Annotated in this window: 23 protein-coding genes and 1 pseudogene; 3 read left to right on the top strand and 21 right to left on the bottom strand. The window is 68.7% G+C overall.

The genetic code is table 11. The annotated features are described in order from the left end of the window. Positions 1-217: 217 nt before the first annotated feature. From OVA30_RS09945 to OVA30_RS09935, 3 genes are all read right to left on the bottom strand, one after another. Positions 218-484, bottom strand: coding sequence for a DUF2312 domain-containing protein (locus tag OVA30_RS09945; RefSeq protein WP_268175337.1), 267 nt, complete (start codon positions 482-484; stop codon positions 218-220). Between the two features lie 104 nt (positions 485-588). After that, a complete protein-coding gene (locus OVA30_RS09940) occupies positions 589-909 on the bottom strand; it encodes a DUF1244 domain-containing protein (protein ID WP_015823079.1) in 321 nt (106 codons plus the stop codon). Between the two features lie 58 nt (positions 910-967). After that, the gene (locus OVA30_RS09935; RefSeq protein WP_268175336.1) at positions 968-1,741 is read right to left on the bottom strand and encodes an N-formylglutamate amidohydrolase; all 774 of its coding nucleotides are present in this window, start codon (positions 1,739-1,741) and stop codon (positions 968-970) included. A gap of 227 nt (positions 1,742-1,968) precedes the next feature. Between OVA30_RS09935 and OVA30_RS09930 the strand changes: the two genes are divergently transcribed. Beyond that, positions 1,969-3,282 (top strand): glycerate kinase type-2 family protein, encoded by a 1,314-nt coding sequence (locus tag OVA30_RS09930; RefSeq protein ID WP_268175335.1) that lies wholly within the window; start codon positions 1,969-1,971, stop codon positions 3,280-3,282. 52 nt (positions 3,283-3,334) lie between these two features. Beyond that, complete coding sequence (locus OVA30_RS09925; protein WP_003601862.1) at positions 3,335-3,790, top strand: DUF1036 domain-containing protein; 456 nt, start codon at positions 3,335-3,337, stop codon at positions 3,788-3,790. A gap of 326 nt (positions 3,791-4,116) precedes the next feature. Here the strand turns inward: OVA30_RS09925 and OVA30_RS09920 are convergent, their stop codons facing one another. Further along, positions 4,117-4,974 (bottom strand): outer membrane protein, encoded by an 858-nt coding sequence (locus OVA30_RS09920; RefSeq protein ID WP_003601863.1) that lies wholly within the window; start codon positions 4,972-4,974, stop codon positions 4,117-4,119. Between the two features lie 367 nt (positions 4,975-5,341). Here OVA30_RS09920 and pyk point away from each other — a divergent pair, with 367 nt between their 5' ends. Beyond that, positions 5,342-6,778, top strand: coding sequence for a pyruvate kinase (gene pyk / locus OVA30_RS09915; protein WP_003601864.1), 1,437 nt, complete (start codon positions 5,342-5,344; stop codon positions 6,776-6,778). A gap of 51 nt (positions 6,779-6,829) precedes the next feature. On the opposite strand, the gene OVA30_RS09910 is transcribed toward pyk, so the two are convergent. The 17 genes and pseudogenes from OVA30_RS09910 to OVA30_RS09830 form a co-directional block, all read right to left on the bottom strand. Then, positions 6,830-7,825: an alpha/beta fold hydrolase gene (locus OVA30_RS09910; RefSeq protein ID WP_268175334.1), complete on the bottom strand. Its 996-nt coding sequence runs from the start codon at positions 7,823-7,825 to the stop codon at positions 6,830-6,832. 10 nt (positions 7,826-7,835) lie between these two features. Next, complete coding sequence (locus OVA30_RS09905) at positions 7,836-8,444, bottom strand: tetratricopeptide repeat protein (RefSeq protein WP_268175333.1); 609 nt, start codon at positions 8,442-8,444, stop codon at positions 7,836-7,838. Positions 8,445-8,521: 77 nt separating this feature from the next. Then, on the bottom strand, positions 8,522-8,647 hold the full coding sequence (gene ykgO, locus OVA30_RS09900) for a type B 50S ribosomal protein L36 (protein ID WP_003601867.1): 126 nt from the start codon (positions 8,645-8,647) through the stop codon (positions 8,522-8,524). A 152-nt stretch (positions 8,648-8,799) separates the two neighbouring features. Next, the gene (locus OVA30_RS09895) at positions 8,800-10,146 is read right to left on the bottom strand and encodes an HlyD family type I secretion periplasmic adaptor subunit (RefSeq protein ID WP_076643572.1); all 1,347 of its coding nucleotides are present in this window, start codon (positions 10,144-10,146) and stop codon (positions 8,800-8,802) included. Beyond that, a complete protein-coding gene (locus OVA30_RS09890; RefSeq protein ID WP_003601869.1) occupies positions 10,146-11,894 on the bottom strand; it encodes a type I secretion system permease/ATPase in 1,749 nt (582 codons plus the stop codon). The genes OVA30_RS09895 and OVA30_RS09890 overlap by 1 nt, the downstream gene beginning before the upstream one ends. A 397-nt stretch (positions 11,895-12,291) precedes the next feature. Further along, positions 12,292-13,401, bottom strand: a complete 1,110-nt coding sequence (gene pufC / locus OVA30_RS09885) for a photosynthetic reaction center cytochrome PufC (RefSeq protein WP_268175332.1) — start codon at positions 13,399-13,401, stop codon at positions 12,292-12,294. Positions 13,402-13,408: 7 nt separating this feature from the next. Beyond that, positions 13,409-14,374: pseudogene (gene pufM, locus OVA30_RS09880) on the bottom strand (photosynthetic reaction center subunit M); the annotation flags it as partial. Positions 14,375-14,496: 122 nt separating this feature from the next. Beyond that, complete coding sequence (gene pufL / locus OVA30_RS09875; RefSeq protein ID WP_003601872.1) at positions 14,497-15,321, bottom strand: photosynthetic reaction center subunit L; 825 nt, start codon at positions 15,319-15,321, stop codon at positions 14,497-14,499. A 75-nt stretch (positions 15,322-15,396) separates the two neighbouring features. Beyond that, entirely contained in the window at positions 15,397-15,585 is a 189-nt protein-coding gene (gene pufA, locus OVA30_RS09870; protein ID WP_003601873.1) for a light-harvesting antenna LH1, alpha subunit, read from the bottom strand. 11 nt (positions 15,586-15,596) lie between these two features. Beyond that, positions 15,597-15,827, bottom strand: a complete 231-nt coding sequence (pufB, locus tag OVA30_RS09865) for a light-harvesting antenna LH1, beta subunit (RefSeq protein WP_003601874.1) — start codon at positions 15,825-15,827, stop codon at positions 15,597-15,599. Positions 15,828-15,996: 169 nt separating this feature from the next. Beyond that, a complete protein-coding gene (locus OVA30_RS09860; protein ID WP_268175331.1) occupies positions 15,997-16,230 on the bottom strand; it encodes a hypothetical protein in 234 nt (77 codons plus the stop codon). A gap of 71 nt (positions 16,231-16,301) precedes the next feature. Further along, positions 16,302-17,768 carry a chlorophyllide a reductase subunit Z gene (bchZ, locus tag OVA30_RS09855; RefSeq protein WP_268175330.1) on the bottom strand — a complete coding sequence of 489 codons (1,467 nt, stop codon included), beginning with the start codon at positions 17,766-17,768 and terminating at the stop codon, positions 16,302-16,304. Next, positions 17,768-19,294, bottom strand: coding sequence for a chlorophyllide a reductase subunit Y (gene bchY / locus OVA30_RS09850; protein ID WP_268175329.1), 1,527 nt, complete (start codon positions 19,292-19,294; stop codon positions 17,768-17,770). Before bchY ends, bchZ begins: the two co-directional genes overlap by 1 nt. 3 nt (positions 19,295-19,297) lie before the next feature. After that, positions 19,298-20,302, bottom strand: a complete 1,005-nt coding sequence (locus OVA30_RS09845; RefSeq protein ID WP_268175328.1) for a chlorophyllide a reductase iron protein subunit X — start codon at positions 20,300-20,302, stop codon at positions 19,298-19,300. Then, positions 20,299-21,237, bottom strand: coding sequence for a chlorophyll synthesis pathway protein BchC (bchC, locus tag OVA30_RS09840; protein WP_268175327.1), 939 nt, complete (start codon positions 21,235-21,237; stop codon positions 20,299-20,301). The genes OVA30_RS09845 and bchC overlap by 4 nt, the downstream gene beginning before the upstream one ends. A 100-nt stretch (positions 21,238-21,337) precedes the next feature. Further along, a complete protein-coding gene (locus OVA30_RS09835) occupies positions 21,338-22,483 on the bottom strand; it encodes a methyltransferase (protein WP_268177480.1) in 1,146 nt (381 codons plus the stop codon). Between the two features lie 21 nt (positions 22,484-22,504). Beyond that, complete coding sequence (locus tag OVA30_RS09830) at positions 22,505-23,371, bottom strand: polyprenyl synthetase family protein (protein WP_268175326.1); 867 nt, start codon at positions 23,369-23,371, stop codon at positions 22,505-22,507. Positions 23,372-23,426 lie beyond the last annotated feature (55 nt).

Genomic DNA, 23,426 nt, shown 5'->3' with positions numbered 1-23,426 from the left:
GGAGGCGCCCGCAGCCCGTTCGGGGGAACCCAGTCCAGGCCCCCGATGCTGCTCGACGAGCACCCGCTTTCCATTCACGCCCTTCATCCTGATATGCGCGCGTCAGCGGGCCTCGAAGGATCTTCCAGAGATCACGCGAAAGCTGGAGGATCCTTCGAGGCCGCTGCGCGGCACCTCAGGATGAAGTCTCGTTAGGACTGACGTGGCTTCGGTGGCGCTACGCCATGCCGAGTGCCTGGAGGTAGAGCTCGAGGATCGCCTCCTCCTCTTGGCGCTCGTCGTGGTCGCGCTTGCGCAAAGAAATGATCTTGCGAAGCACCTTCACATCAAAGCCGTTGGCCTTGGCTTCGGCGTAGACATCCTTGATGTCGCCCGCGATGCCGGCCTTCTCCTCTTCGAGACGCTCGATGCGCTCGATGATGCTCTTGAGCTGGTCGGCGGCGACCGAGGACGGGTCGACGGCGGGGACAGGCGAGGCGGCCATGGCAGCGCTCCTTCACGCGAGGGGTGGCGTGCGTCCGAAGACCCACGCCGGATGCCTGGGGATTACGGCATCAACCTTACCTGCTCGTTGATGCCGGCGCCCCCTCAGTGACCGCTGGTCTGAGCCGCCGAGAAGCCTGCCTGCTGCTCGGGGCTCGCCTCGGTCTGGTGCTTCTGCTTCCACTCCTCGTAGGGCATGCCGTAGACGTGCTCCCGGCTCTGATCCTTCGAGACAGCAAGGCCGCGCTCGTCGGCCGCGTCCTTCAGCCAGTTCGACAGGCAGTTGCGGCAGAAGCCGGCGAGATTCATCAGGTCGATGTTCTGCACATCGGTGCGGTTGCGCAGATGCGACACGAGGCGGCGGAACACGGCCGCCTCCAGCTCGGTCTGCGTGGCGGGATCGATTCCGGTCATGGGCTCGGTCATGGGGGCGGCTTTCGCTGTCGAGGGGATCACGCAGAGGTCGCCCTGCGATCCTCTCCCGTCAAGCGGGCGGACGCAGCATCGGCCTCAGGATGCGGGCGAAGCGCTGCGCCCATTCTTCCTGGCCCTCGGGCCCGCCGATCAGATCCTGGCGGATCTCGATCAGTGCGTTGGGCAGGCCGCGGACGGTGGCGTGCCGGTCGATCGTGTCGCCGGGCAGGCCCCCATCGTAGGGCTGGTTGTCGCCGACGCAGAGGCCTGCCGGATCGGCCTTGAGCGCCTCGATCAGCAGGCGGCTCAGCCCCGCGTCCTGATCGTAGAGGATGCCGACCTGCCAGGGTCGGGCGATGGTGCGCCAGAACGGCGTGAAGCTATGGATCGTCACGAACATCGGACGCACGCCTGCGGCCTCCGACCGGCCGACTGCCTCGTCCACGGCGCGGTCGAACGGCACGTAGAAGCGCCGGATCCGTTCGGCGATGCCGGCCGCATCGATCCGGGCGTTGCCGGGCACGATCGCGCCGTCGGAGAGCCGCATCACCAGGGTCGGATCGCGCCGGCCCCGGTTCGGATCGATGATGAGCCGCGAAAACTGCGTCAGCACCGCCGGAACCCCGAGCCGGGCGGCGAGCCGGCGCGTCACCTCAGCGGCCCCGATGTCGTAGGCGATGTGGCGAGAGAATTCGGCTTCCGGCACGCCGAGCCGGCCGAGATCCTCCGGCACCGCGTTGGAAGCGTGTTCGCAGACGAGCAGGAGGCCCAGGGACGCATCGCCCTCGATGCGCTCGATCGGGTGTTCGGGGCGGGTTTTGGTCTCGGTTTCAAGGGAGAGCATGGCGCTTATCTGGGCCGCCGCGGCGAGATCGAAAGGGGCGCGGCTCTCACCGCCGACCCGCCATGCGCAGGGCGCTACGTAAAACGACGAGCAAGGATGGTGCCGGGGTCAAAAAGAATGCTCCGGCGCCCGAAAGTTTTGTGAAACCGCGAAGGCTTGCCGACACGGCAGCGCTCGGGCAAGCAAACGCACAAACAAGAACCGTCAAGACCCGCGCGAGGACGCCCATGACCGCCCCTGCCCCGACCGATCCGGCCCACGCGGAGCGTCGCGCCCTCCTCTCGTCGATCCTCGATGAGGCGATTGCCGCCGCCCATCCGCGCAAGTGCCTCGTCGGGCACCTGCCGGCCCCGACGCCGGGGCGGCTGATCATTCTCGGTGCGGGCAAGGCCGGTGGCAGCATGGCCGCGGTGGCGAGCAAATTTTACCGCCAGGAGCACGGGGTGCCGGAGGACCGGATCGTCGGTCTCGCCGTGGCCCGGCACGGTTACGGCGAGGAGGCCCCCGGCATCCGCATGGTCGAGGCCGGCCATCCGGTTCCCGATGCGGCCGGCATCGAGGCGACCAAGGAAGCCCTCGCCATCGCCGCGAGCGCGGGCCCGGACGATGAGGTTCTGGTGCTGCTCTCCGGCGGCGGCTCGGCGAACTGGATCGCGCCTGCCGGCAACCTGACGCTCGCGGAGAAGCAGGCGATCACCAAGGCGCTGCTGCGCTCAGGGGCGCCGATCAACGAGATCAACGCCGTGCGCAAGCACCTCTCGCGCATCAAGGGCGGCCGGCTCGCGATGGCGGCACGCAACGCGAAGTCGATTCTGACCCTCGCCATCTCCGACGTGCCGCATGACGATCCATCCGTGATCGCGTCCGGCCCGACCGTGCCCGATCCTTCGACCCTGGCCGATGCCCGCGCGATCTGCGAACGCCGCGGCATCAGCCTGCCCGAATCCGCGCTCGCCCTGCTGAACGATCCGGCCAACGAGACGCCGAAGGCGGGCGATCCGGCTTTCGCCCGGGCCGAGTACCGCATCATCGCCCGGCCGATCGACGCCCTCGAAGCGGCGGCCGAGGCTGCCCGGCGCGCCGGCTACGAGCCGGTGATGCTGGGCTCCGATCTCGAGGGCGAGGCCCGCGAGGTCGCGGCCGAACATGCCCGGCTGGCGCTGGAGGCGCGGCAGGCGGGGCGTCGCGTCGCCCTGATCTCCGGCGGCGAACTCACCGTCACCATTCGCGGCGAGGGTGATGGCGGCCCCAATCAGGAATATGCGCTGGCGCTCGCCATCGCGCTCGACGGAGCCGAGGGCATCGCCGGCATCGCCGCCGATACCGACGGCACCGATGGCGGACGCGGTGCGGCGACCGACCCTGCGGGCGGCTTGGTTGACGCCACGACGCTGACCCGCGCCGAGGCTGCAGGGCTCGATCCGAAAGCGATGCTGCTCGACAACGATTCGACGCGATTCTTCGCGACAATCGGCGATCTCGTTCAGCCGGGCCCCACTCGGACCAATGTCAACGATTGCCGCGTCATCCTCGTCGGTTGAGTTCCTGACAGCATCGTCCCAAAAGGCGGCCACCGGCTTTTGGAAGAAGACGATGCAGAAACTAGCGAGAGCGCGCTCGCGGCGCAGGGCCGTCCTCGGGCTCTGCCTCGGCGCCTCCGCGCTCCTCCCCCTCCCCGCTTCGGCCGATCTGCGCCTGTGCAACCAGACCGCCAGCAAGGTCGGCGTGACCCTGGGCTACCGGGATGCGCAGGGTTGGGTGACGGAAGGTTGGTGGGATCTCAAGCCGCGTAATTGCGAGACCCTGCTCAAGGGCTCGCTGGCCGCGCAGTTCTATTATCTCTACGCCGTCGATTACAGTCGCGGCGGCGAGTGGAGCGGGCGCGCCATGATGTGCACCCGCGACACCGCCTTCACCATCCGCGGTGTCGAGGATTGCCTGGCCCGCGGCTTCGACCGCAACGGCTTCATCGAGGTCGATACCGGCCAGCAGCGGAACTGGACGATCCAGCTCTCCGATCCGGGCCAACCGCTGGCCGGCGGCCCGTAGAGACGCCCGCTCGCCGCGATTCGCGGAGCGATCGCGCAGGCCACTTCGATCTGTATCTGTGCTGTTGAACGCGGTCATTGAGGCGTTGCCCCGTGCGGGAGTGACGTCTCGCGGCGTCGCGGCTCGCATGTCGGCGCCGAACTTTCCGCAAAGCATGGAACGGGCGCCCTGCCATCGGCAACGTCGGCAGTGCAATCGAGTTACGGCGATCCGGACGAATGAAGAGCGTCGTCCTCCGCAGCCACATCCGATCAGAGCTGCCCAAGCGAAAACGGGCGCCTCGTGGAGGCGCCCGTTGAACGTTCTCAGTCTCTGAGGCTCGAGATTTAGAGGCCGCTGAACTTGTAGTTGAAGCCGGCGCGGATCAGGCTGCCCTCGGTGGCGAAGCGCGCGGTGTAGGAGCCGGCCGGGACCGGCGCGGTCTGGTTGATCAGCACGTTGCGGCTGCCGAGATCGTAGCGGATGTACTCCGCCTTGATCGTCACGTCGGACTTGATGCCGAGCCAGCGACCGACCGAGAAGTAGTTCAGGAAGCTGTCGACCGGGATCGCGTACTCGATGCCGCCGCCGTAGTTGTAGCCGGTCTCGAAGATCTTGCGACCGCCGCCGGTGTACTGGAGGACGGTGGCGCCCGGGTTGAAGAAGTCCGCGCCGTAGCTGACGTGGCCGAACGCGAGACCGCCGGTGCCGTAGACGAAGAACCGGTCGAAGGCGTAGCCGAGCTTGCCGTTGACGGTGCCGAGGAAGTCCAGGCTCTGCGTGTAGACGCTGGCGTTGCCGATGGTGGGGTTCGGCGCGCCGTAGAAGCCCGTGCGCTTGTCGAGGTCGAGCCAGGTGGCGTCGAAGGCCAGACCGGCCACGAAGCCGCCGCCCGGCGTGAACTGATGGTTGTAGCCGAAGCCGCCGCCGATGCGGGAGAAGCCATCGACCTCGCTCTTGAGGGAGGCGGGGCGACGGGCGAGCGTCACGTTGCTGGCGGTGAACGGATCGTTGCCGCGGGTCTGGATGTTCGGGTTGTCGGTGAACGCGTAACCCGTGTGCAGGCCGGCGTAGAAGCCGGTCCAGGTGAAGACCGGGACGGGCGCGAAAGCGATCGGCGGAGCCTCACGGCGCGGCAGATCGGCGGCGAGCGCGGCGGTGCTCACGAGTGCCGCGGTGCCGCCCAGGAGGAGAGCTCTGATCACGATGGGTCCGCCTTCGAAGAATGCTGATTTCGAGGGCTAAGCTACCAGCGAGACGGCCAAGCTGCCTATGACTTTCCAGCAACACGCAGCGTCGATAACGCCAGAGTTGCGTTGTGCGGCGCGTAAACGCTTAGATCTCGGAAAGTTGAACAACAGACAGTGGCGAGGCAAAGAAAAAGTTCCCGTATCAGCCTTCGGGTTGAAATGCGTGGATGCTCCGGCCTTGACCTCGCGGGCAAGGGGATGCTTCTGGCCGCCAAGCCCCCGTCCGGCCATCGGCGCCCGCCCGCGCGCCACCCATCCGCCGGGCCGTTCCCGCACGCGATCGCCGCGCCCCGCGGGTCCAGCGGGTATGATGGAGGCCCCTTTGAAGCGCTCGCGCCGCACCAAGATCGTCGCCACCCTCGGCCCGGCATCCGATACGCCGGAGATGATCGAGAAGCTGTTCCACGCCGGTGCGGACGTGTTCCGCATCAACATGAGCCATCTGGCTCGCGAGAAACTGCCCGAACGCATCGAGGTGATTCGCACCATCGAGCGCGAGGCCAAGCGCCCCATCGGCATCCTCGTCGACCTCCAGGGCCCGAAGCTGCGGCTCGGCACCTTCGTGGGCGACGCGGCTGTGCTGGAGAACGGCCAGACCTTCGTGCTCGATTCGGATCCGACGCCGGGCGATACCGACCGCGTCTTCCTTCCCCATCCCGAGATCCTGTCGGCGCTGGAGCCCAGCCACGGCATCCTGATCGACGACGGCAAGCTTCGTCTCATCGTCACCGAGGTGAGCGAGGGGCGTGCCGTCACCCGCGTCGAGGTCGGCGGGCGCATCTCGAATCGCAAGGGCGTGTCGCTGCCCCACACCGTGCTGCCGGTGCCGGCGATGACCGAGAAGGATCGCGGTGATCTGGAGGCGGGCCTCGCGGCCGGCGCCGACTGGATCGCGGTGTCCTTCGTGCAGCGCCCGGAAGACGTGGCGGAGGTCAAGAAGGTCGCCGCCGGGCGCGCCCTGGTGATGGCCAAGATCGAGAAGCCGCAGGCGCTCACCCGCCTCGACGAGATCATCGAGATCTCCGACGGCATCATGGTCGCCCGCGGCGACCTCGGCGTCGAGATGCCGCTCGAACAGGTGCCGGGCGTGCAGAAGCGCATCACCCGCGTCGCCCGCCGGCTCGGCAAGCCGGTCGTCGTCGCGACGCAGATGCTCGAATCGATGATCACCTCGCCGGTGCCGACCCGCGCCGAGGTGTCGGACGTGGCCACCGCCGTCTACGAGGGCGCGGATGCGGTGATGCTCTCGGCCGAGAGCGCCGCCGGCGACTTTCCGGTCGAGGCGATCGGCACCATGAACCGCATCGCCGAGCAGGTGGAGCGCGACGCGCTCTACTGGTCGATCCTGATGGCGCAGCGTTCCGAGCCGGAGCCGACGGCCTCCGACGCCATCGCGGCCGCTGCCCACCAGATCGTCGAGGCGCTGAGCCTGCGCTCGATCATGGCCTGGACCCATTCCGGTTCGACGGTGCTGCGGCTGGCGCGCGCCCGGCCCAATGCCAGCGTCATCGCGCTGACGCCGAAGCGCGAGACGGCGCGGCGCCTCACCATGGCCTGGGGCGTGCACCCGATCGTCACCAAGGATGCCAGCGACGTGGACGACATGGCCTTCCGCGCCGCGAAGTTCGCGGTGCGCGAGCGCTTCGCCGAGATCGGCGACCGGGTGATCATCGTGGCCGGCGTGCCGTTCGGCATTCCGGGGGCGACCAACATGGTGCGCATCGCCTTCGTCACCCGCGAGCACGCCGAGCGGGCCTGACACATCGCCCCGGATATCGGATCCGGGTGGACGCTTGATCGCGCGGAAGCTCTACCGCGCGATCGTCGCCGCCAACGCCTCGACCTCGCGCACGAGCGTGTCCGGGGCGGTGTAGGTCAGCATATGTCCGGCGCCCGGCAGCACCACGCGCCGGGCGTGCGGCATCGCCCGACTCAGCGGATCGGTCTGCAAGCGGGTTTGGACGACGGGATCGGCCTCGCCGGCCACGATCACGGTGGGCACGGCGATGGTTTCGTAGCGCGGCGCCTGCTCGGCGAGCGCGGCGGGAAGTCCGGCGAGATCCCGGATGTTGGCCAGCGCCGGACCCGGTCGGAGAATCAGTGGCGCCCGGCTCGCCGCGAGGTAGTTCTCGATTGGTGCTTCCGGCTTGAAGACGCTTCGCGCAACCGAGGGCAGGTAGGACAGGCCGATCGGGACCGCGACGGTCTGGGTGAGCAGCCATGTCACCGGTGGCGTCAACGCGATCCGCACCCACCAAGGCAGCGGGTGCGACGGAAGCGGCATGGCCACGGGTGCCACGAGGACGAGGCCTGCCACCTGCTCGGGCCGGTCGAGGGCCATCCGCAGCGCGAGCGCGCCGGACCAGGAATGACCGAGCAGGATGGCCGGCCCGGTGCCGAGTCGGTCGAGGGCCTGTCCCAGCGCCCTCCCCTGGAAGGCCGGTGAGGCGGCGTCCGCGCCGCTGATTCGGTCGCTGTTGCCGTAGCCCGGCCGATCGAAGGCGATGACGCGAAAGCCGGATCGGGCGAGGTGCCGGCCAACGCCCTCCATCGGGTCATAGGCGTTCGCCGAGGCGCCGTGGAGCAGGACAACCGTGCCTCGCGCCCCCGTCTCCGGCCCGTCCTCCAGATAGGCGATCCGGCCGCCCTCGATCTTGACGCTTCGGTCGGCGGCCGGATAGCGCGCCTCGACGCGCCACGCGATCAGCCGCGTTGCCACGGCCGCGCAGAGCAGCAGCAGTGCGACGAGACCGATGGCCGTTGCCAGCAGGCCTACGGCGAGGCGGAGAGGTTCAGCGAGGCTCACGGGACGCGAATCAGAGGTCGCGACCCTGCACCTCGGGTGTCAGACGCTCGATCGCCTTCTTGAGCACGTCCCATTGCGGGTAGAGCGCCTCCGCGCGGCGGAAGGCGTCGAGGGCCCGGCCCTTGTCGTCCTGGGCGAGGTAGAGCTTGCCGAGCGCGGCCCAGGCCTCGAAATGGCGGGGCTCCAGCACAAGTGCGCGCTGCAGGTCGGCGATGGCGGTCGCGGTGTCGGACAGGCGCCAGAACAGGGTCGCGCGCCGGCTCCAGCCCTCGGACCAGTTCGGCTCCAGGGCGACGGAGCGGTCCATCAGTTCGACGGCGAGCGGCAGGTCGTTGCCGCTCATCGCCTGCCTGGCACGATCGGACAGCAGGTCGGCCGTGGCGCTGCCGGAGCGGCCGAGACGACGCTCGATCAAGGTGGCGACGGCCTTGGCCTCGGTCTCGTCCTCGGCCTGCTTGAGGCGGGTGTAGAGATCGTCGAGGCTGACTGGCGGATGCGCCTTGCGCTCCTTCTCCGGCCGCGCCTTGTCGGCTGCCGCGAGGCTGGCGGTGGCCGTGCTGCCTGTGAGCGCGAGGCCGAGGCAAAGGGCGGTCAGGAGGGGGGTGCGGCGAGCGTCCATAGGTCCGGAGCTTCCACCCCGAACCCGGCTCCCGTCAACGCGCTTCGGTGCCGCGTGCCAATCGCGGCACCGAGGACTCAGCCCTGGCGGGCCTTGAAGCGCTTCTGGGTCTTGTTGATGACGTAGACGCGGCCCTTGCGGCGCACGAGCTGGTTATCGCGGTGACGGCCGCGCAGCGACTTGAGCGAGTTGCGAATCTTCATCGGTCTCACATCGGCACGGATTCGAGACCGGCCGCCTGTTGTTCATGTGTCTCGAAGGAACGGAGCGCCACGGGGACGCTCCGGCGATGACATCAGCGACATCGCGGGGAGGCGGTCGCCTTATCAGACAACCCGCCCGTGAGGCAAGATTGTCAGCGCTCCCGCCACGCTTTTGCAATCTGATCGGTGAGCGGCTTGGTGAGATAGGACAGGACGGAGCGCTCGCCGATCTGAGTGAAGGACTCGACCGGCATGCCCGGCACCAGCCGCAGGCCCTTCAGACGCTCCTTCTGATCCTCGCGGATGCGGATTCGCGCCGTGTAGTAGCTCTGTCCGGTTTTCACATCCTGGGTCACGTCGGCCGAGACGCGGACCACCTCGCCGTCGATTTCCGGCGTCGTGCGCGTGTTGAAGGCGGCAAAGCGCAACACCGCCTTCTGTCCCACCCGGACGTTGTCGATGTCCTGCGGCTGCACCCGCACCTCGACGAGGAGCTGATCGGAGGCCGGCACGATCAGCATCGCCGGTTCGCTCGGGGTCACGAGCCCGCCCACCGTGTGCACGCTCATCTGGTGCACGAAGCCGTCCTGCGGCGCGCGCAGTTCGACCCGCTTGAGCTGGTCTTCCGCCGCCACACGCTTCTCGCGCAACTCCGACCACTTGCCGCGGATCTCGGCGAGGTCCTTTCCGACCTCGGTGCGCATCTCGCTGTCGATCTGGATGATCTGCAGCTCGGTCTCGGCGATCTTGCCACGGGCCGAGGCCGTCGAGGCGACGAGCTGGCCGCGCTCGCCTTCGAGCCGAGCGGCGTCGCGCTCCAGGGCGGTGACGCGCGAGAGCGGCACGAGGTTCTTGGCGTAGAGGTCGCGCACGCCGCCGAGTTCGTGGCCGATCAGGTTGATCTCGCGGTCCTTGGCTGCGGCCTGCTTGGTGAGCCCGGCAATCTCCTGGCGGAGTTGCTCGACGCGCTCGCGCAACTGCGCCCTCTGACCCTCGCGGCCGGCAACGCGAGAGGCGAACAGGCGCGATTCGCCGTCGATCAGCCGGGCGACGCTCGGATCGTCGTTGATGCGGGAAACGAGGTCGGGCGGGAAGGTGATCGTCTTGAGCCCGTCGCGCTCAGCTTCGTCGCGGGCGCCCCGCGCTGACAGCTCGTCCATGGCCTTGAGCACGATGTCGAGGTTGGCCCGGGTCTGGGTTTCATCGAGGCGGATCAGCACGTCGCCGGCCGCAACCCGCTGGCCCTCGCGCGCGAGGAGCTGGCCGACGACACCGCCGGTGGGGTGTTGCACCTTCTTCACGTCTGTCTCGACCACGAGCTGGCCCGGCGCGATCACCGCGGCCGAGATCTCGGTGAAGGTGGCCCAGCCGCCGACGCCGAGGACAAGGGCGGCGGAGAGGCCGATCGCGACGGTGAGGTGGCTGCGGATTGAGCCGTGGGCGACCGGACGCGGCAGTGCCGGGGGGAGAACGTCGAGGGGGGCCAGGGTCGTGGACATCAGGCACTCTCACGGATCGAGGGCACGGCGGGCTCGGCGGCGGCCGGAATGGGGGCCGGCGCCGGGCGCAGCACGCGCTTGAGGATCTCGTCCTTGGGCCCGAAGGCCTGGACGCGGCCATCGGCCATCATCAGGATCAGGTCGAGGCCGGCAAGCGCGCTCGGCCGGTGGGCGACGACGACGCAGATGCCGCCGCGCTGCCGCACGCCGAGGATCGCCTGCGTCAGGGCGTTCTCACCTTCGGCATCGAGATTGGCGTTGGGCTCGTCGAGCACCACGAGGAAGGGCTCGCGGTAGAGCGCGCGGGCGAGCCCGACGCGCTGGCGCTGCCCGGCGGACAGACCCGCGCCGCCCTCGCCGATGCGGGTGTCGTAGCCTTCCGGCAGCCGCAGGATCAGCTCGTGGACCTCGGCGGCCTTAGCCGCCGCGATGATGGCCTCGGCCGGTGCGCCCGGCTCGAACCGGGCGATGTTCTCGGCCACGCTGCCGGCGAAGAGTTCGACCTCCTGCGGCAGGAAGCCGATATGCGGGCCGAGGTCGCCGCTCGTCCATTGATCCAGGGCGGCACCGTCGAACCGGACCTTTCCGCGGATCGGCGGCCAGACGCCGACAAGGGCTCGCACAAGGGAAGACTTGCCGGAGGCCGACGGGCCGATGATGCCGAGCCCCTGCCCCGCTCTGAGGCCGAAGCTCACATCCTGCACCACGAGCCGCGGGGTGCCGGGCGGGGCGATGCTGGCGCCCTCGACGGAGATGGTCTCGCTCGGCGCCGGCAGGGCGTGCGGACGCTCGGTTTGCGGCAGCCGGGCCAGCAGCTCCGACAGCCGATGCCAGCTCTGCCGCGCGGCGACGAAGCCCTTCCAGTTGGCGATGGTGAGTTCCGCGGGCGCGAGCGCACGGGAGACGAGGATCGAGCTCGCGATGATAACGCCGGCGCTGGCCTCGTTATGGATGACGAGCCAGGCGCCGAGCGCGAGCACGCCCGATTGCAGGGCCATGCGGAACACCTTGGAACCGGCGCCGTAGCCGCTGCCGGCATCCGACACGGCCTGATGCGCCTCCATATATTCGCGGTTGGCCCCGGCCCAGCGGGCGGCGAGCCGCTCCTGCATGCCCATGGCGGCGAGCACCTCGGCGTTGCGGCGGCCGGCTTCGGCCAGACCGTTGCGGCGCATGCCGTGGCCGGTCGCGGCCCGCGTCGGGCCCTTGCTGGCGCGGTCGGTCATGAAGGTCAAGGCGGCGAGAATGCCCATGCCGACGAGGGCGGCGACACCGATCAGCGGGTGAAACAGGAAGCAGATCAGCAGATAGACCGGCATCCAGGGCAGATCGAAGAAGGCGGAAGGACCGGAACCGGACAGGAACGCGCGGAGCTGATCGAGGTCGCGCAGGGGCAGAAGGCCATCGCCCTGGGTCGTGCCTTTGAGCGGCGCGCGCACCACGAGATCGAACACCCGCCCGCTCAGGGCCTCGTCGAGGGCAGCGCCGACACGGGCGAGGATCCGGCCGCGGAGGGCTTCAAGCACGCCCTGGAACGCATAAAGCACGAGGGCGAGGGCCGCGAGGCCGATCAGGGTCGGCACCGAACGGCTCGGGATCACCCGGTCGTAGACCTCAAGCATGAAGAACGAACCGGTGAGATAGAGAATGTTCACCAGCCCGCTCATCACGGCCACGCCGATGAAGGCCGTCTTGCATCGCGCCAGAGCGGCGGCGATTTCGTTCTTTTCGTGCCTAACGTTCACCATCGTACCCCTTGATAGCCCGCGGTCTGGATTTGCCGCCATTCCGACCGCTGCGCGACCCGTGCCAAGTGAGCGTCTTGAAAGTTAAAAATGCGACCAAATTTCAGCATAGGTGCTCTCATCAGAACGGATTACACCTTTGGGCCTACGGGCATATTGAATACATTCTTAAATTTTATCATCGGCGACAGATTGACCAAATGTGGCCGGTATTAATATTCCGCAAGGTCAGATCATGTTCCGGCTCAATATTTGCCGCGCTCGAAAGCGAATTCAAATAGCGTAACTCGTCCCGGAGCGGATATCCGGCAAGGTCCACGGAACGAAAAAACCGCCGGTTCGATGGACCGGCGGCGTTTCGTTTCCCGATACGCTAAACTTTGTACGGAGCGGCAACTTGCTATTGTGGTGGTGACGCGGGTGCCTCCGGTATTGGCTCGGGCGTTTCCGGAGTCGGCGGCACGGCCACCATCTCGGCGGTGGTCCGTGCCAGTTCCGGATAGCTGTCGATAACGTGCGCACCCGCCAGCGGCTTGCTCTGGCCATTGTGGCATGTGGCGCAGTTCAGCTTCGGTGCGTCCCCGGTCGGACCGAGGCGGTTGGCCGGGAAGGTCGTCGTCAGCGGCTCGATGTAGTTGCCGTTGAGATCGCGCACCATCCGAATCGCGTGCCAGGCCAGCGTGCGCTGCGGCGTGCTCTGCGACCAGTTCGAGACCGCCCGGGTGTTGTGGCAGTAGGTGCAGTTCACGCCGAGCGACGACGACATGTGCATCATCAGGCCGTAGGTCCGCTCGGCGGCCTGGATCGGCTTGCCCTTGCTCTCCGGCAGCGCCGTCGTCGCGTTGACGCGGATGAGGTTCTCGTCGGCGTCCTTCTTGCCGAAGAACTCGCTCAGCGTGTCGTAGGGCAGCGAGGCGAGGCCGACGGAGGGCGAGGCCATGTTCTGCCCGTTGTTGCGGGCGATGAAGCCGGTCTTGTAGTTCGGCCCCGGATTCTGGAACCAGATCTGTGCCGGCACGGGTTTTCCACGGTGGCAGGTGTAGCAGTTCACCCCCGCCTCGCCGACATGCTTCTCCTTCCAGGTGGTGTTGATGTGCTGCACCATCTGGATCATCCGCCGGGCGACCTGCTTCTGATAGAGGCTGTCGTCGGCCATGTTCTCGGTGTTGTGGCAGTAGGTGCAGCCCTGCTCCGGGCTGACCCACTCCGTCATCGAGACCATCAGGCGGTTGAATTCCTCGACGCTCAGATCCTTCAGAACCTTCACGTTCTCGTAGATCGCGCCGGCCTTCTCGGTGCCGGCCTCGACCGGCTCGGCCGGGGCTGGCGGGATGTTGGCGGCCTTCAGTGCCGCCGCGCCGGCCTTGGTCTGGATCTGATCCATGCCCGTGCCGCGGAAGCCGTGCTGCTGGGCGAGGATCGGCGGCCTGGTCCAGCCCGCCGTGCCGAACTGGGCGATGGTGAGAAACAGGGCGACGACCGCGCCCGCGACGACGAGCAGAGTCTTCATGGTGCCCCCCCGGCGTCGCGAGCGGGTCGGTGATCGGCCCGTAGATCTGCGGGTAGGACGGCGCGACGCCGTGCTTGACCGCCCAGAGGTACCAATTGTCCACCACCGTGCCGGTCAGCAGAATACCGATGCCGCCGGTGATCGTCGTCAGCACCGCGAACCACCACGCCCAGCGGTGGACCGATTCCATCGTGGCGTTGAAGCCCATGGTCCAGCGCCAGAACAGGGCGGCACGCTCGGTGGCGGTGCCGCGGTCCACGATCTGGTCGATCTCGCGCTCCGCGCCGTAGCGGCTGGTGGCGAGAATCGTGCCCCCGTGCATGGCGAAAAGCAGCGTCGACCCATAAAGGAAGACGATCGAGAGCATGTGGAACGGGTTGTAGAACAGGTTGCCGTAGCGCAGCGAGAATGCGGCGGTCCAATCGAGGTGGGGGAAGATGCCGAAGGGCACCGCCTCGCTCCACGAGCCCATCAGAAGCGGGCGGATGAAGCCGAGCACGAGGTAGAGCCAGATCGCCGAGGCGAAGGCCCAGGGCACGTGCGTGCCCATGCCGAGCGCGCGGGCGCGGCGATACATCCGCACCCACCACAGCAGGATCGAGGCGGTGAGGAAGAAGCCGGCGATCAGCCACCAGCCGCCCTCATTGAGCGGAGGCAGCACCTTGAGGCCGTATTTCGGCAGCGGCGGCTCGAGTGCGAGCCAGGGGAGCTGGCGGACGAACTGGATCGGGTCCCAGTTCACGCTGGCCCACATGTTGAGGCCGATGATCTCGAAGGCGATCAGGCCGCAGGCGAAGGACAAAGCTCCGAGATAGCCGCCGTAGATCGGCCCGACCTGGCTGTTGCCGATCAGCCCGAACAGGTAGCTGTTGAACGGCTTGCCGATGCGGGCGTCGGACGAAATCGGGATGCCGTGTTCCGGCTCGACCGGGCGGACCTGCACCTGCGTGAAGATGTTCTGATAATAGGCCACGGCGGCTTCCTCCCTGGACCCGCGGTCGTTCGAGGCTCACGCCGTCGGCGGAGACCCCCGAGCCCCGAAGATCGAACCTGCGCTTCAGGCCGGCCGGCGCGGATGCCGGGCGGCGATCCGGTTCACCGCCACACGGGCAGGTTGAGCCACCAGCCCCACCATTCCGGCCACCCTTGCGTCCAGAAGGGCCCCGAGATGACGATGCAGACTGCGCTCCAGAATCCGGCAGAGAGCGCGAGGAACAGGCCGAGCCGGTGGATGCCCAGCGTGCCGATCGAGTAACCGATCGTGTCGCGGAAATAGGTGTCCTCATGCTCGGGCGTCTTCACCGTCTCGCCCTTGGCGGGATTGGTCGAGGACAGGATCAGCGAACCGTGCAGCGCCAGCGCGAAAGTCGTCGTGAAGAAGAACGTCACGGCGAGCATGTGCGCGGGATTGTAGTGGAAGTGCAGATACTGGTAGCCGGTGTTCGACACCCAATCGAGATGGGAGAGGATGCCGTAGGGGAAGCCGTAGCCCCAGGCGCCCATCAGGAACGGGCGGATCACCACCAGCGAGACATAGGCGAAGATCGCCACCGCGAAGGCGAATGGCACGTGGTAGCCGATGCCGAGCTTGCGGCAGATCTCGACCTCGCGCAGCGCCCAGGAGACGAACGACCCGATCGCGCAGAAGGTAATGATCTGCCACAGGCCCCCTTCCTTCAGGGGCGCCAGCGCCAGCCCGTATTTCAGGTCGGGCGGCGCGATGTTGATCTGCCAGATGTTCCAGGTCGGGCCGATGGCCGCGCCGTAGAGGATCAGTGCGGTGCCGAGCACCGAGAAGAAGATCGTCGTGACGCCGAAGAAGCCGACGTAGAACGGCCCCACCCAGAAGTCGAACAGGTCTCCGCCCAGCAGAGTGCCGCCGCGGACCCGGTATTTGCGCTCGAAGCTCAGCATCGCCATGGCGGAAATCCCCGCGGTGAGGACGAAGGATGCCGGGGCGGACCCGAAAGAGCCTGCCCGCGGCAGAACCGGCGGTCAGGCCGGCATCGTCGGGAGGACGAGGCTGTGAGCGGCGGCCGCCTTCGCGTCCTTCGGGCCTTCCAGCCAGTTGAACCGGTCGGTGCTGAGCAGGATGAAGTGGATCAGCAGCGCCAGGACGAACAGGAAGGTGAAAAGCGCGACGAGGGTGCGCCGGGGATCGAACAGAAGCCAGATCTTGTGCATCGCGCGTCTCCTCAGCCGATCATCGACACAAGGCCGTGGGCGGCGTTGGTCACACCGTCGAGCAGGGCGTAGCCCTTCGGCCCGGGCAACCAGGGGCGCCACAGCCAGACGAGAATGTGGGCGACCACGGCGATGGCCGTGAAAATGATGAAGCTCGTCAGGAAGATCGCATGAAATTCCTTGGCTTCGGGTTCCGTCAGCCCGGACAGGCTGCTCGGTCTTTCCATGATACCGTTCGCCATCGATCGAACCTCCGCTGGTTATGCCGCGCGTTGACAGGCGTGGCGGGTGTCGCCGTGACCCGATGACATCACGGCGCAGGGATCCCCCGTGTCACCGCACGGAAGTTCTGAGGCGCTGGCGCATCGTCGCGAAGGCAGTTGCCGGTTCGCGAAGCGACGCGCGGGGCCCCTAGCCCATGAAGGCAAACGGGATCGCCGAGACGGCCATGGCCTTGGCCTCACCGAAGACGGAACGGCGCAACGGCGGCAGGCCGCGCCGCGGCGCGGTGCCCGGTCGGAAACGCTGCACCAGGGCGGCGGCGAGGAAGAACGGGTAGGTCGCGGCGAGGATGATCCGGAACTGGACCGCCTCGCTGTGCAGCCGCGACGACGCGGGCATCGATCGTTGCATGACCACTCCCATGACTTGGTGCTCCGCATTCTGTCCGGCTCCGCGAGGGGCCGGAGGGTGAAGGGGATGGAGGAGACCGGCGCTCATGCGGCGCTCCCCGAGACGAGGTCGCCCTGCGCCCGCTCGACATGTGCCGCGGCGACGCGCTCGGCCGCGACCCGGCGCGCGGCCCGCTCGGCAGCGTCGCGCAGGCGTTTGGCGGCGGAAATCCGGGTGAGAACGGGATGGGCCTCGACCAGCGCGTCGAGCCGGGTGCGGGCCGCTTCGTCCCAGGGCAGTTCGCGATGCGTCCGGGCGGGCGTCGCCTCCACCGCATCCATGTCGCGCGCGAGCGGCAGGATGTGGAAGAGCATGTCGAACAGGGCGTTGCAGACTTCCTGAACGAGGTAGGTCGCGCCGGCATAGCCCATGAACGGCGTGCCGGTGTGCCGCCGGATGATCGCGCCGGGGAACGAGGCGGGCACGTAGATCGCCCGCCCGCCGGCCTCGGCGAGGTACATGCGCTCGTTGAAGGAGCCGAACAGGACGAGGGGCGGGTTCGTCTTGATTGCCTCGCGCACCGCCGCGTTGTCGGGCTTCGTGCCCGCGCTGCGGCTGACGGCGAAGTGGCAGGGCAGACCCATCTCCTCTTCGAGGAAGTGGCGCACGCCGCGAGCGTAGGTCTCGGTCGCGACGATGCCGAAGCTCGCGGTGCCGAAGAAGTCCTGCGTCACCGAACGCCACAGGTCCCAGACCGGCTTGATCGTGGTGTGGCGCTCGCGCTCGATGAACGGTTCGGGGTCGAGCCCCAGGATCTCGCCGAGCGTGCGCAGGAACTTGGTGGTCGAGAGCACCCCGATCGGCGCCTGGAGATAGGGGCGCTCCAGGCTCTCGCAGAGCAGGCGGCCGAACTCGCGGTAGAGGCAGATATTCGCATCCGCGTTGACGAGCTTGGGCACGTCGGCGAGGTGCGAGCCGAGCGGGAAGGTGAGGTTCACCTCGGCGCCGATCCCCTCCACGAGGCGGCGGATCTCGGCGAGGTCCGAGGCCATGTTGAAAGTGCCGTAGGCCGGGCCGATGATGTTGACCCGCGGCTTCTCCCCGGCCTTGCGCTCGGGCCGGGCCGGAATCCCCTTCTTGGCGAAGCGCCGGGCGCCGTATTCCTGCCAGAGCCAGCTCATCGCCCGGTCGGCGGATTGCCACTGGTCCTCGTCGATGGTGCGCGGCAGGAAGCGCTGGAGCCCGGTGCCCTCCGGAGTGACACCGCCGCCGATCATCTCGGCGATCGAGCCCGTCACCACGACGCTGGGCTGGCCGGGATCGAGCGTGGCATGCGCCCGCTTCATCGCGCCCTCGGTCCCGTGGCGGCCGAGTTCTTCCTCCGCCAAGCCGGTGACGACGATCGGCAGTTCGTGCGGCGGCAGGGCGTCGGTGTAGTGCAGCACCGAGGTGACCGGCAGGTTCTCGCAGCCAACGGGGCCGTCGATGACCACCTGCAGGCCCTTGATCGCCGTGAAGACGTAGACGGCGCCCCAGTAGCCGCCGGCGCGGTCGTGATCGATGACGAGCATCAGACCATCTCCCCGATCGGCTTCAGGGGAGCCGCTGCCTTCGGCGCGGTCTTGAGCACCGGCACCTCCTGCCAGATGCCGGCGGCGTGGCCGGTGCCGACGCCCTCGAAGAAGGCGCGCATGACGTCGAAGCGCGGCCGGTTGGCGAGGGCGGCGTTGACGACCTTCGCCAGAGAGCCGGCTCCGGCCGCGCCCATCAGCGGGCGCGCTGAGATCAGGTTGGTGAAGTACAGCGCCGGCGTGCCGGCCTCCTTGGCCTTCTGCACCACCGGCGTCGTGCCGATGGCGAGATCCGGCCGGAACGCTTCGAACGCGGCGAGATCGTCTTCCAGCGAGGCGCGGTAGCGGACGCTGACGCCGCGCTCTTCCAGCCAGACCCGGTCCGGCTCGGACCAGGGCGTGCGCGGGCAGGCGGTGCCGACATAGGGCACCTCGGCGCCGCTCTCGAGGAGGAGGCGGGCGACCAGAAGTTCCGAGCCCTCGTAACCCGAGAGCGTGATGCGCCCGCGGATCGGCGCCGCCGCCAGCGCCCCCCGGATCGCCGGCAGAAGCCGGTTCTGCGCCGCCGCGATTCTGTCCCGTGGTACGTCGCAGGCCTTGCCGATGGCCGCCAACCAGTCGGCGGTGCCGTCATGCCCGACGGGGGCGGAGCCGATCACCGGCCGCCCGGCCGCCTCGAACTCGCGCACGCTCGCGGTGTAGAACGGATGGATCGCCGCCACCGCCGCGGCGTCGAGGGCGCCGTAGAGTTCGCGCCATTCCCGCGTCGGCACGACCGGGCCGGCGCTGAGGCCGAGCGGTTCGAGGAGCGCGCCGATCACCACGGGATCGGCCGGGAACATCTCGCCCAGAAGCGCGACGGACGGACGCTCCGAGCGGCCTCCGCGCGGCGCCTGAACCGGGCCGGTCTCCGCCTCGCTGCGGGCGAATTTGAGCATCGCGCCGGCCAGCACGTCCTTGGCCTCGGCATGGGTCGGCACGCCGAAGCCCGGCACGTCGATGCCGATGACGCGCACGCCATCGATCTGCTTCGGCAGCAGGCGCAGCGGCACGCCCGACGCGGTGGGGACGCAGAGGTTGATGACGACGATCGCGTCGTAATCTTGCGGATTGGCCGAGGCGTAGACCGCCTCGCGGATGTCCTCGAACAGCTTGCCGGTGACGAGCGTCTCGGAGTTGAACGGCACGTAGCCGACGCTCCGGCGCGCACCGTAGAAATGCGAGGTGAAGGTCAGCCCGTAGACGCAGCAGGCCGAGCCCGACAGGATCGTCATCGTGCGCCGCATGCGCAGGCCGACGCGCAGGGAGCCGAAGGCCGGGCACATGCTCTGCGGTTGATCGTGCGGCCCCGCCGGGTAGTCCTTGCGGTACTGCTCCAGCGTTCCGGACAGGCCGGCCGCTTCGGCAGCCGCGCGCATCGCGTCCTTGCCGGCATGGCAGCCGAGCCCGTCGCCCTGCGTCGCGGCGAGATCGATGCCCTCGGGGCGGCGGGCGCGGAGCGCGGTGATGTCGAGGCTGACCGCCATGGCTCAGACCTCGTCGTAGACGACTTCGAGGGACGGCTTGGTGAGGCTGGTTCGCCCGCACATGTCCTCGATGGTGGCCGGCTCCAGCACCACGTTGCGTCCCGTGGCTTCGCTGGAGAACAGGCCGAGCAGCGCGTCCTGGCTCAGCGGCGTCGGCTGGTGCGGTGCGGCGTCCGCCACGTTCTTCGAGAGGTCGGCGAAAAGCGAGCCCCAGCGCCCGTCGGGCTTGCCGATGATCTCGTAATTCGCGCTCTTGCGGCGGATGTCGTCATCGGCCGGGATCGAGGCCAGCACCGGAATGCCAGCCGCGTCCGCAAAGGCCTGCGCTTCGCCCGTGCCGTCATCCTTGTTGATGACGAGACCGCCGACGCCGACATTGCCGCCCATCTTGCGGAAGTATTCGACCGCCGAGCAGACGTTGTTGGCGACGTAGAGCGATTGCAGGTCGTTGGAGCCGACGACGATGACCTTCTGGCACATGTCGCGGGCGATCGGCAGGCCGAAACCGCCGCAGACCACGTCGCCGAGGAAGTCGAGCAGGACGTAGTCGAAGCCCCATTCGTGGAAGCCGAGCTTCTCCAGCAGCTCGAAGCCATGGATGATCCCGCGCCCGCCGCAGCCGCGGCCGACCTCCGGCCCGCCGAGTTCCATCGCGTAGACTCCGTCGCGCTTGAAGCAGACATCGCCGATCGCGACCGCCTCGCCTGCGAGCTTCTTCTTCGTCGAGGTCTCGATGATGGTCGGGCAGGCGCGCCCGCCGAACAGGAGCGAGGTCGTATCGCTCTTCGGGTCGCAGCCGATCAGCAGCACCTTCTTGCCCTGCTGGGCCATCATGTAGCTGAGATTGGCCAGGGTGAACGACTTGCCGATGCCGCCCTTGCCGTAGATCGCGATGATCTGCGTCTCGCGCTTGATCTCGCCGGTCGCGACCGGATCGGGCTCGATGGCGGCCTCGGCCCGCAGCGTCGTCGCGGCGTCCAGCGCCGCCTTGCTGAGCTGTAGGTTCATGAGCAGGCCCTCCAATCGAGGATCATCTTCAGGCAGGCCGGATCGGCGAAAGCGGTGCGGTAGGCCTCCTCCGCTCCCGTGGCGGGCACCCGGTGGGTGATGAGACCGTCGAGCGACAGGCGTCCGGCCTCGATCAGGGCCCGGACCGCCGCGAGATCGCCCGGCCGCCACTCCGCCGAAACCCGGATGCGGGCCTCACGCAGGAAGGCGGGCGGAAAGGCGAAGGCGAGAGGCGTTTCGTAGAAGCCGGCCAGTACGATCTCGCCGCCGGGCGCGAGGCGGCCGATCAGCGTGTCGAGCAGGCTCGAATCGCCGCTGACGTCGGTGATGGTGGCGTAATCACGCGCCGGATCGTCGTCGGGCGCGAGCACGGAATAACCGAAGTCACCCGCAGCCCGCAGCGTCTCGCGCTCCCACACCACGGGCTCGCCGCCGACCAGCACCGTCAGCCGCGCGAGCAGCCGGCCGAGCACGCCGTGGCCGACGATCAGACTGCGCTTGCCGGGCACGATGCCGGACAGGGCGTGGTAAGCGGTCGCCGCCAGGGCGATGAGGCAGGCCCGGTTGCCGAGCGCGGCATCGACCGGGACGAGGCGGGAGGCCGGGGCGATCAGGTGCGAGGCCGCGCCGCCGAACAGACCGTTGACCGCGCCGAAGCAGCGGGCGCCCGGCACGAACACGGTTTGCCCGACGCGCAGGCCACTGCCGGCCTCGGTCTCGACCACCGTGCCGACCGACTCATAGCCGGGCACCAGCGGATACCCCATGCCGGGAAAGGGCGGCATCCGGCCGGACCAGAGCAGGCGCTCGGTCCCCGTGCTGATACCGCTCCAGGAGACGGCAACGGTCGCGTCGCCCTGCGTCGCCTGGGTGAGCGCGAGCCGGCTGAGCGCCAAGTGCTCCGGTCGTTCAAGGACGACGGCCAACGCTTCCATCTCCCTGCCTCCCCGTTGCTGATTGCGACTCCGCAGATGGCTGAACCGCTTGATGTCATCCTAGATGGACGTAAATTTGCGTCAAGTAAACTTTACACTCTTAGCGCCGCTTTGCGGTGATCAATCGCGCCAGCAGGGGGCGCCGCGTGGGGCGCTCGCGGATTTCACTAAAGCCGGCCTGGGTCAGCATGGCCGTTAACTCGTCCGCCGTGCGGGGCCGGCCGCTGCCCATGGCCAGGAGATAGAAGCCGAAATACGCGTCCCCCACCGGCTCCGCGCCGGACGTGCCGGCCATCGGCTCGGCGATCGCCAGAAGGCCGCCGGGCGGCAGTGCCGCGTAGGCCGCGCGCAGGAGCGCCAGGGCGACTGCGTCGTCGTGATCGTGGACGACCCGCACCAGGGTGATCGCGTCGGCGCCCTCCGGCAGGGAGGCGCCGAGAAAGCTCCGGCCGAGGCAGGTGACGCGGTTCCCGAGGCCTTCGGCGGCGAGCCGGGCGCCTGCCCGTTCCGCGACCGGCGGGAGATCGAGCAGGCGCAGGGCCAGCCCCGGATGGCGGCGGGCGGCCTGCGCGAGGAACACGCCCTCCCCGCCCCCGACATCCATGAGACACGCACGATCGCCGAGCGGCAGTGCGTCGAGCACGTCGTCGGCGATCAGCTCCTGCGAGGCCGCCATCAAGCCGCTATAGGCCGCAACCGAATCCGGGCCGAGCCGCGCCGCCTCGCCGGCTTCGGCATAGGGCCAGTAGCGCCCTAGCCGTGTCGGCCCCGCTTCCCCCCGCAACAGGGCGACGGGATCGGCCAGATCGGCGTAGAGCATCGCGTGGTGCTCAATCATCGCCGCGACCGAGGGATTGCCGATCAGCGCCGCGCCGAGATCGGCCAGGGCGAATCGTCCGTCCGGCAGCCGCGTGATCAGGTCGAGCGAGGCGGCGGCCTTGAGCAGGGTCAGGGCGCGATCCGTGGACAGATCGAGCTGCCGGGCGAGGGCGTCGGGGGCGAGCGGGCCGTCGCGCAACAGCGTGAACAGGTCGAGCCGGACGCAGGCGAACAGCACCTGCGCGTAGACGAAGCCGGCGCACAGATCGAACAACGCCCTGGTGTTACGCCGCGCAATCCCGCGGGTGAGCGGAAACCCCGCCGCCCAGCGCTGGAAGCCGGAGCTGGCGACCGTTCGGTTGCGGAAGGCGAGCCAGCGCTCGCGCCAGCCGCCGCGCCTCTCCGGCGCGGGTCCGGCCTCGGTCATCGCGGCGGGCAAGGCCGGCCCTCACGCCATCGCACGCAGGGAGGCGGGCATGAACAGCCGGGTCTGCGCCTCGATCTCGGTGCGCATGGCGTCTTGTCCGCGGCAGGGGGGAATCACGTCGATCGCCTCCTGCGTAAGGTGCTTCAGGCGCTCTAGGGCACCGCCCATCCCGAGCAGGGCCGCCGCGTTCGGACGCCCTAGGGTGGCGTCGCGGCCGGCGGGCTTGCCGATCTCCTCCTGGCGGCAGGCGACGTCGCGCAGATCGTCGGCGACCTGATAAGCTGCCCCGAGGCATTCGCCGAGCAGGCGCCAGGGCAGCGGCGGCGCTCCCGCGGCGGCGGCACCGGCCACCGTGGCCGCGGCGAACAGCGCGCCGGTCTTGGCCTGCTGGTACTCGACCAGATCCACGTAAGGCTCGGATTCCCATGCCTGACCCGCGACGATGCCGGAGGGCGAGCCGGCGGCGTGGGCGATCAGCCCGACGAGGCCCGCGAGGCGCGTGGGCGAGCGGACCACGCCGCGTGCCAGCGTCTCGAAGGCGGCGACGATCAGGGCGTCGCCCGTGAGCACCGCGAGCGGCACGCCGAAGGCCGCATGGACCGAGGGCTTCTGGCGGCGCGTCGGCGCGTCGTCGAAGCACGGCAGGTCGTCGTGGACGAGAGAGGCGCAGTGCAGGAGTTCGATCGCCGCGGCGGCCGCCTCGGAGGTGGCGGGCTCGTCGTCGCCGCAGGCGAGCGCGACGGCGAGGCAGAGCCGCGGGCGGATGCGGTGGCCGCCGGGAAAGACCGCGTAGCGGATCGCTTCCGCCAGCAGAGGGGGCGCACCCGGCGCCTCCGCATGCGAAACCGCATTGTCGAGCACCGTCTCGATCCGCCGGCCGACGTCCATGCCGTCCTCCCGATGTCAGGCTGACTTGCCTTGCGTTTATGTCAACTATACTTGA

Origin of the sequence: Methylorubrum sp. SL192 (genome assembly GCF_026672325.1) — a bacterium.
In the GTDB taxonomy this organism is placed as follows: Bacteria; Pseudomonadota; Alphaproteobacteria; order Rhizobiales; family Beijerinckiaceae; genus Methylobacterium; species Methylobacterium extorquens.
The sequence above is the reverse complement of the archived record's forward strand: the minus strand, read 5'-3'. Positions and strand labels throughout refer to the sequence as shown.

Excerpts from the sequence above, each read along its gene's own strand:
- OVA30_RS09945 (WP_268175337.1), bottom strand. The coding sequence starts at position 484 with ATGGCCGCCTCGCCTGTCCCCGCCGTCGACCCGTCCTCGGTCGCCGCC.
- OVA30_RS09940 (WP_015823079.1), bottom strand. The coding sequence starts at position 909 with ATGACCGAGCCCATGACCGGAATCGATCCCGCCACGCAGACCGAGCTG.
- OVA30_RS09935 (WP_268175336.1), bottom strand. The coding sequence starts at position 1,741 with ATGCTCTCCCTTGAAACCGAGACCAAAACCCGCCCCGAACACCCGATC.
- OVA30_RS09930 (WP_268175335.1), top strand. The coding sequence starts at position 1,969 with ATGACCGCCCCTGCCCCGACCGATCCGGCCCACGCGGAGCGTCGCGCC.
- OVA30_RS09925 (WP_003601862.1), top strand. The coding sequence starts at position 3,335 with ATGCAGAAACTAGCGAGAGCGCGCTCGCGGCGCAGGGCCGTCCTCGGG.
- OVA30_RS09905 (WP_268175333.1), bottom strand. The coding sequence starts at position 8,444 with ATGGACGCTCGCCGCACCCCCCTCCTGACCGCCCTTTGCCTCGGCCTC.
- ykgO (WP_003601867.1), bottom strand. The coding sequence starts at position 8,647 with ATGAAGATTCGCAACTCGCTCAAGTCGCTGCGCGGCCGTCACCGCGAT.
- OVA30_RS09895 (WP_076643572.1), bottom strand. The coding sequence starts at position 10,146 with ATGTCCACGACCCTGGCCCCCCTCGACGTTCTCCCCCCGGCACTGCCG.
- OVA30_RS09890 (WP_003601869.1), bottom strand. The coding sequence starts at position 11,894 with ATGGTGAACGTTAGGCACGAAAAGAACGAAATCGCCGCCGCTCTGGCG.
- pufC (WP_268175332.1), bottom strand. The coding sequence starts at position 13,401 with ATGAAGACTCTGCTCGTCGTCGCGGGCGCGGTCGTCGCCCTGTTTCTC.
- pufL (WP_003601872.1), bottom strand. The coding sequence starts at position 15,321 with ATGGCGATGCTGAGCTTCGAGCGCAAATACCGGGTCCGCGGCGGCACT.
- pufA (WP_003601873.1), bottom strand. The coding sequence starts at position 15,585 with ATGCACAAGATCTGGCTTCTGTTCGATCCCCGGCGCACCCTCGTCGCG.
- pufB (WP_003601874.1), bottom strand. The coding sequence starts at position 15,827 with ATGGCGAACGGTATCATGGAAAGACCGAGCAGCCTGTCCGGGCTGACG.
- OVA30_RS09860 (WP_268175331.1), bottom strand. The coding sequence starts at position 16,230 with ATGGGAGTGGTCATGCAACGATCGATGCCCGCGTCGTCGCGGCTGCAC.
- bchZ (WP_268175330.1), bottom strand. The coding sequence starts at position 17,768 with ATGCTCGTCATCGATCACGACCGCGCCGGCGGCTACTGGGGCGCCGTC.
- bchY (WP_268175329.1), bottom strand. The coding sequence starts at position 19,294 with ATGGCGGTCAGCCTCGACATCACCGCGCTCCGCGCCCGCCGCCCCGAG.
- OVA30_RS09845 (WP_268175328.1), bottom strand. The coding sequence starts at position 20,302 with ATGAACCTACAGCTCAGCAAGGCGGCGCTGGACGCCGCGACGACGCTG.
- bchC (WP_268175327.1), bottom strand. The coding sequence starts at position 21,237 with ATGGAAGCGTTGGCCGTCGTCCTTGAACGACCGGAGCACTTGGCGCTC.
- OVA30_RS09835 (WP_268177480.1), bottom strand. The coding sequence starts at position 22,483 with ATGACCGAGGCCGGACCCGCGCCGGAGAGGCGCGGCGGCTGGCGCGAG.
- OVA30_RS09830 (WP_268175326.1), bottom strand. The coding sequence starts at position 23,371 with ATGGACGTCGGCCGGCGGATCGAGACGGTGCTCGACAATGCGGTTTCG.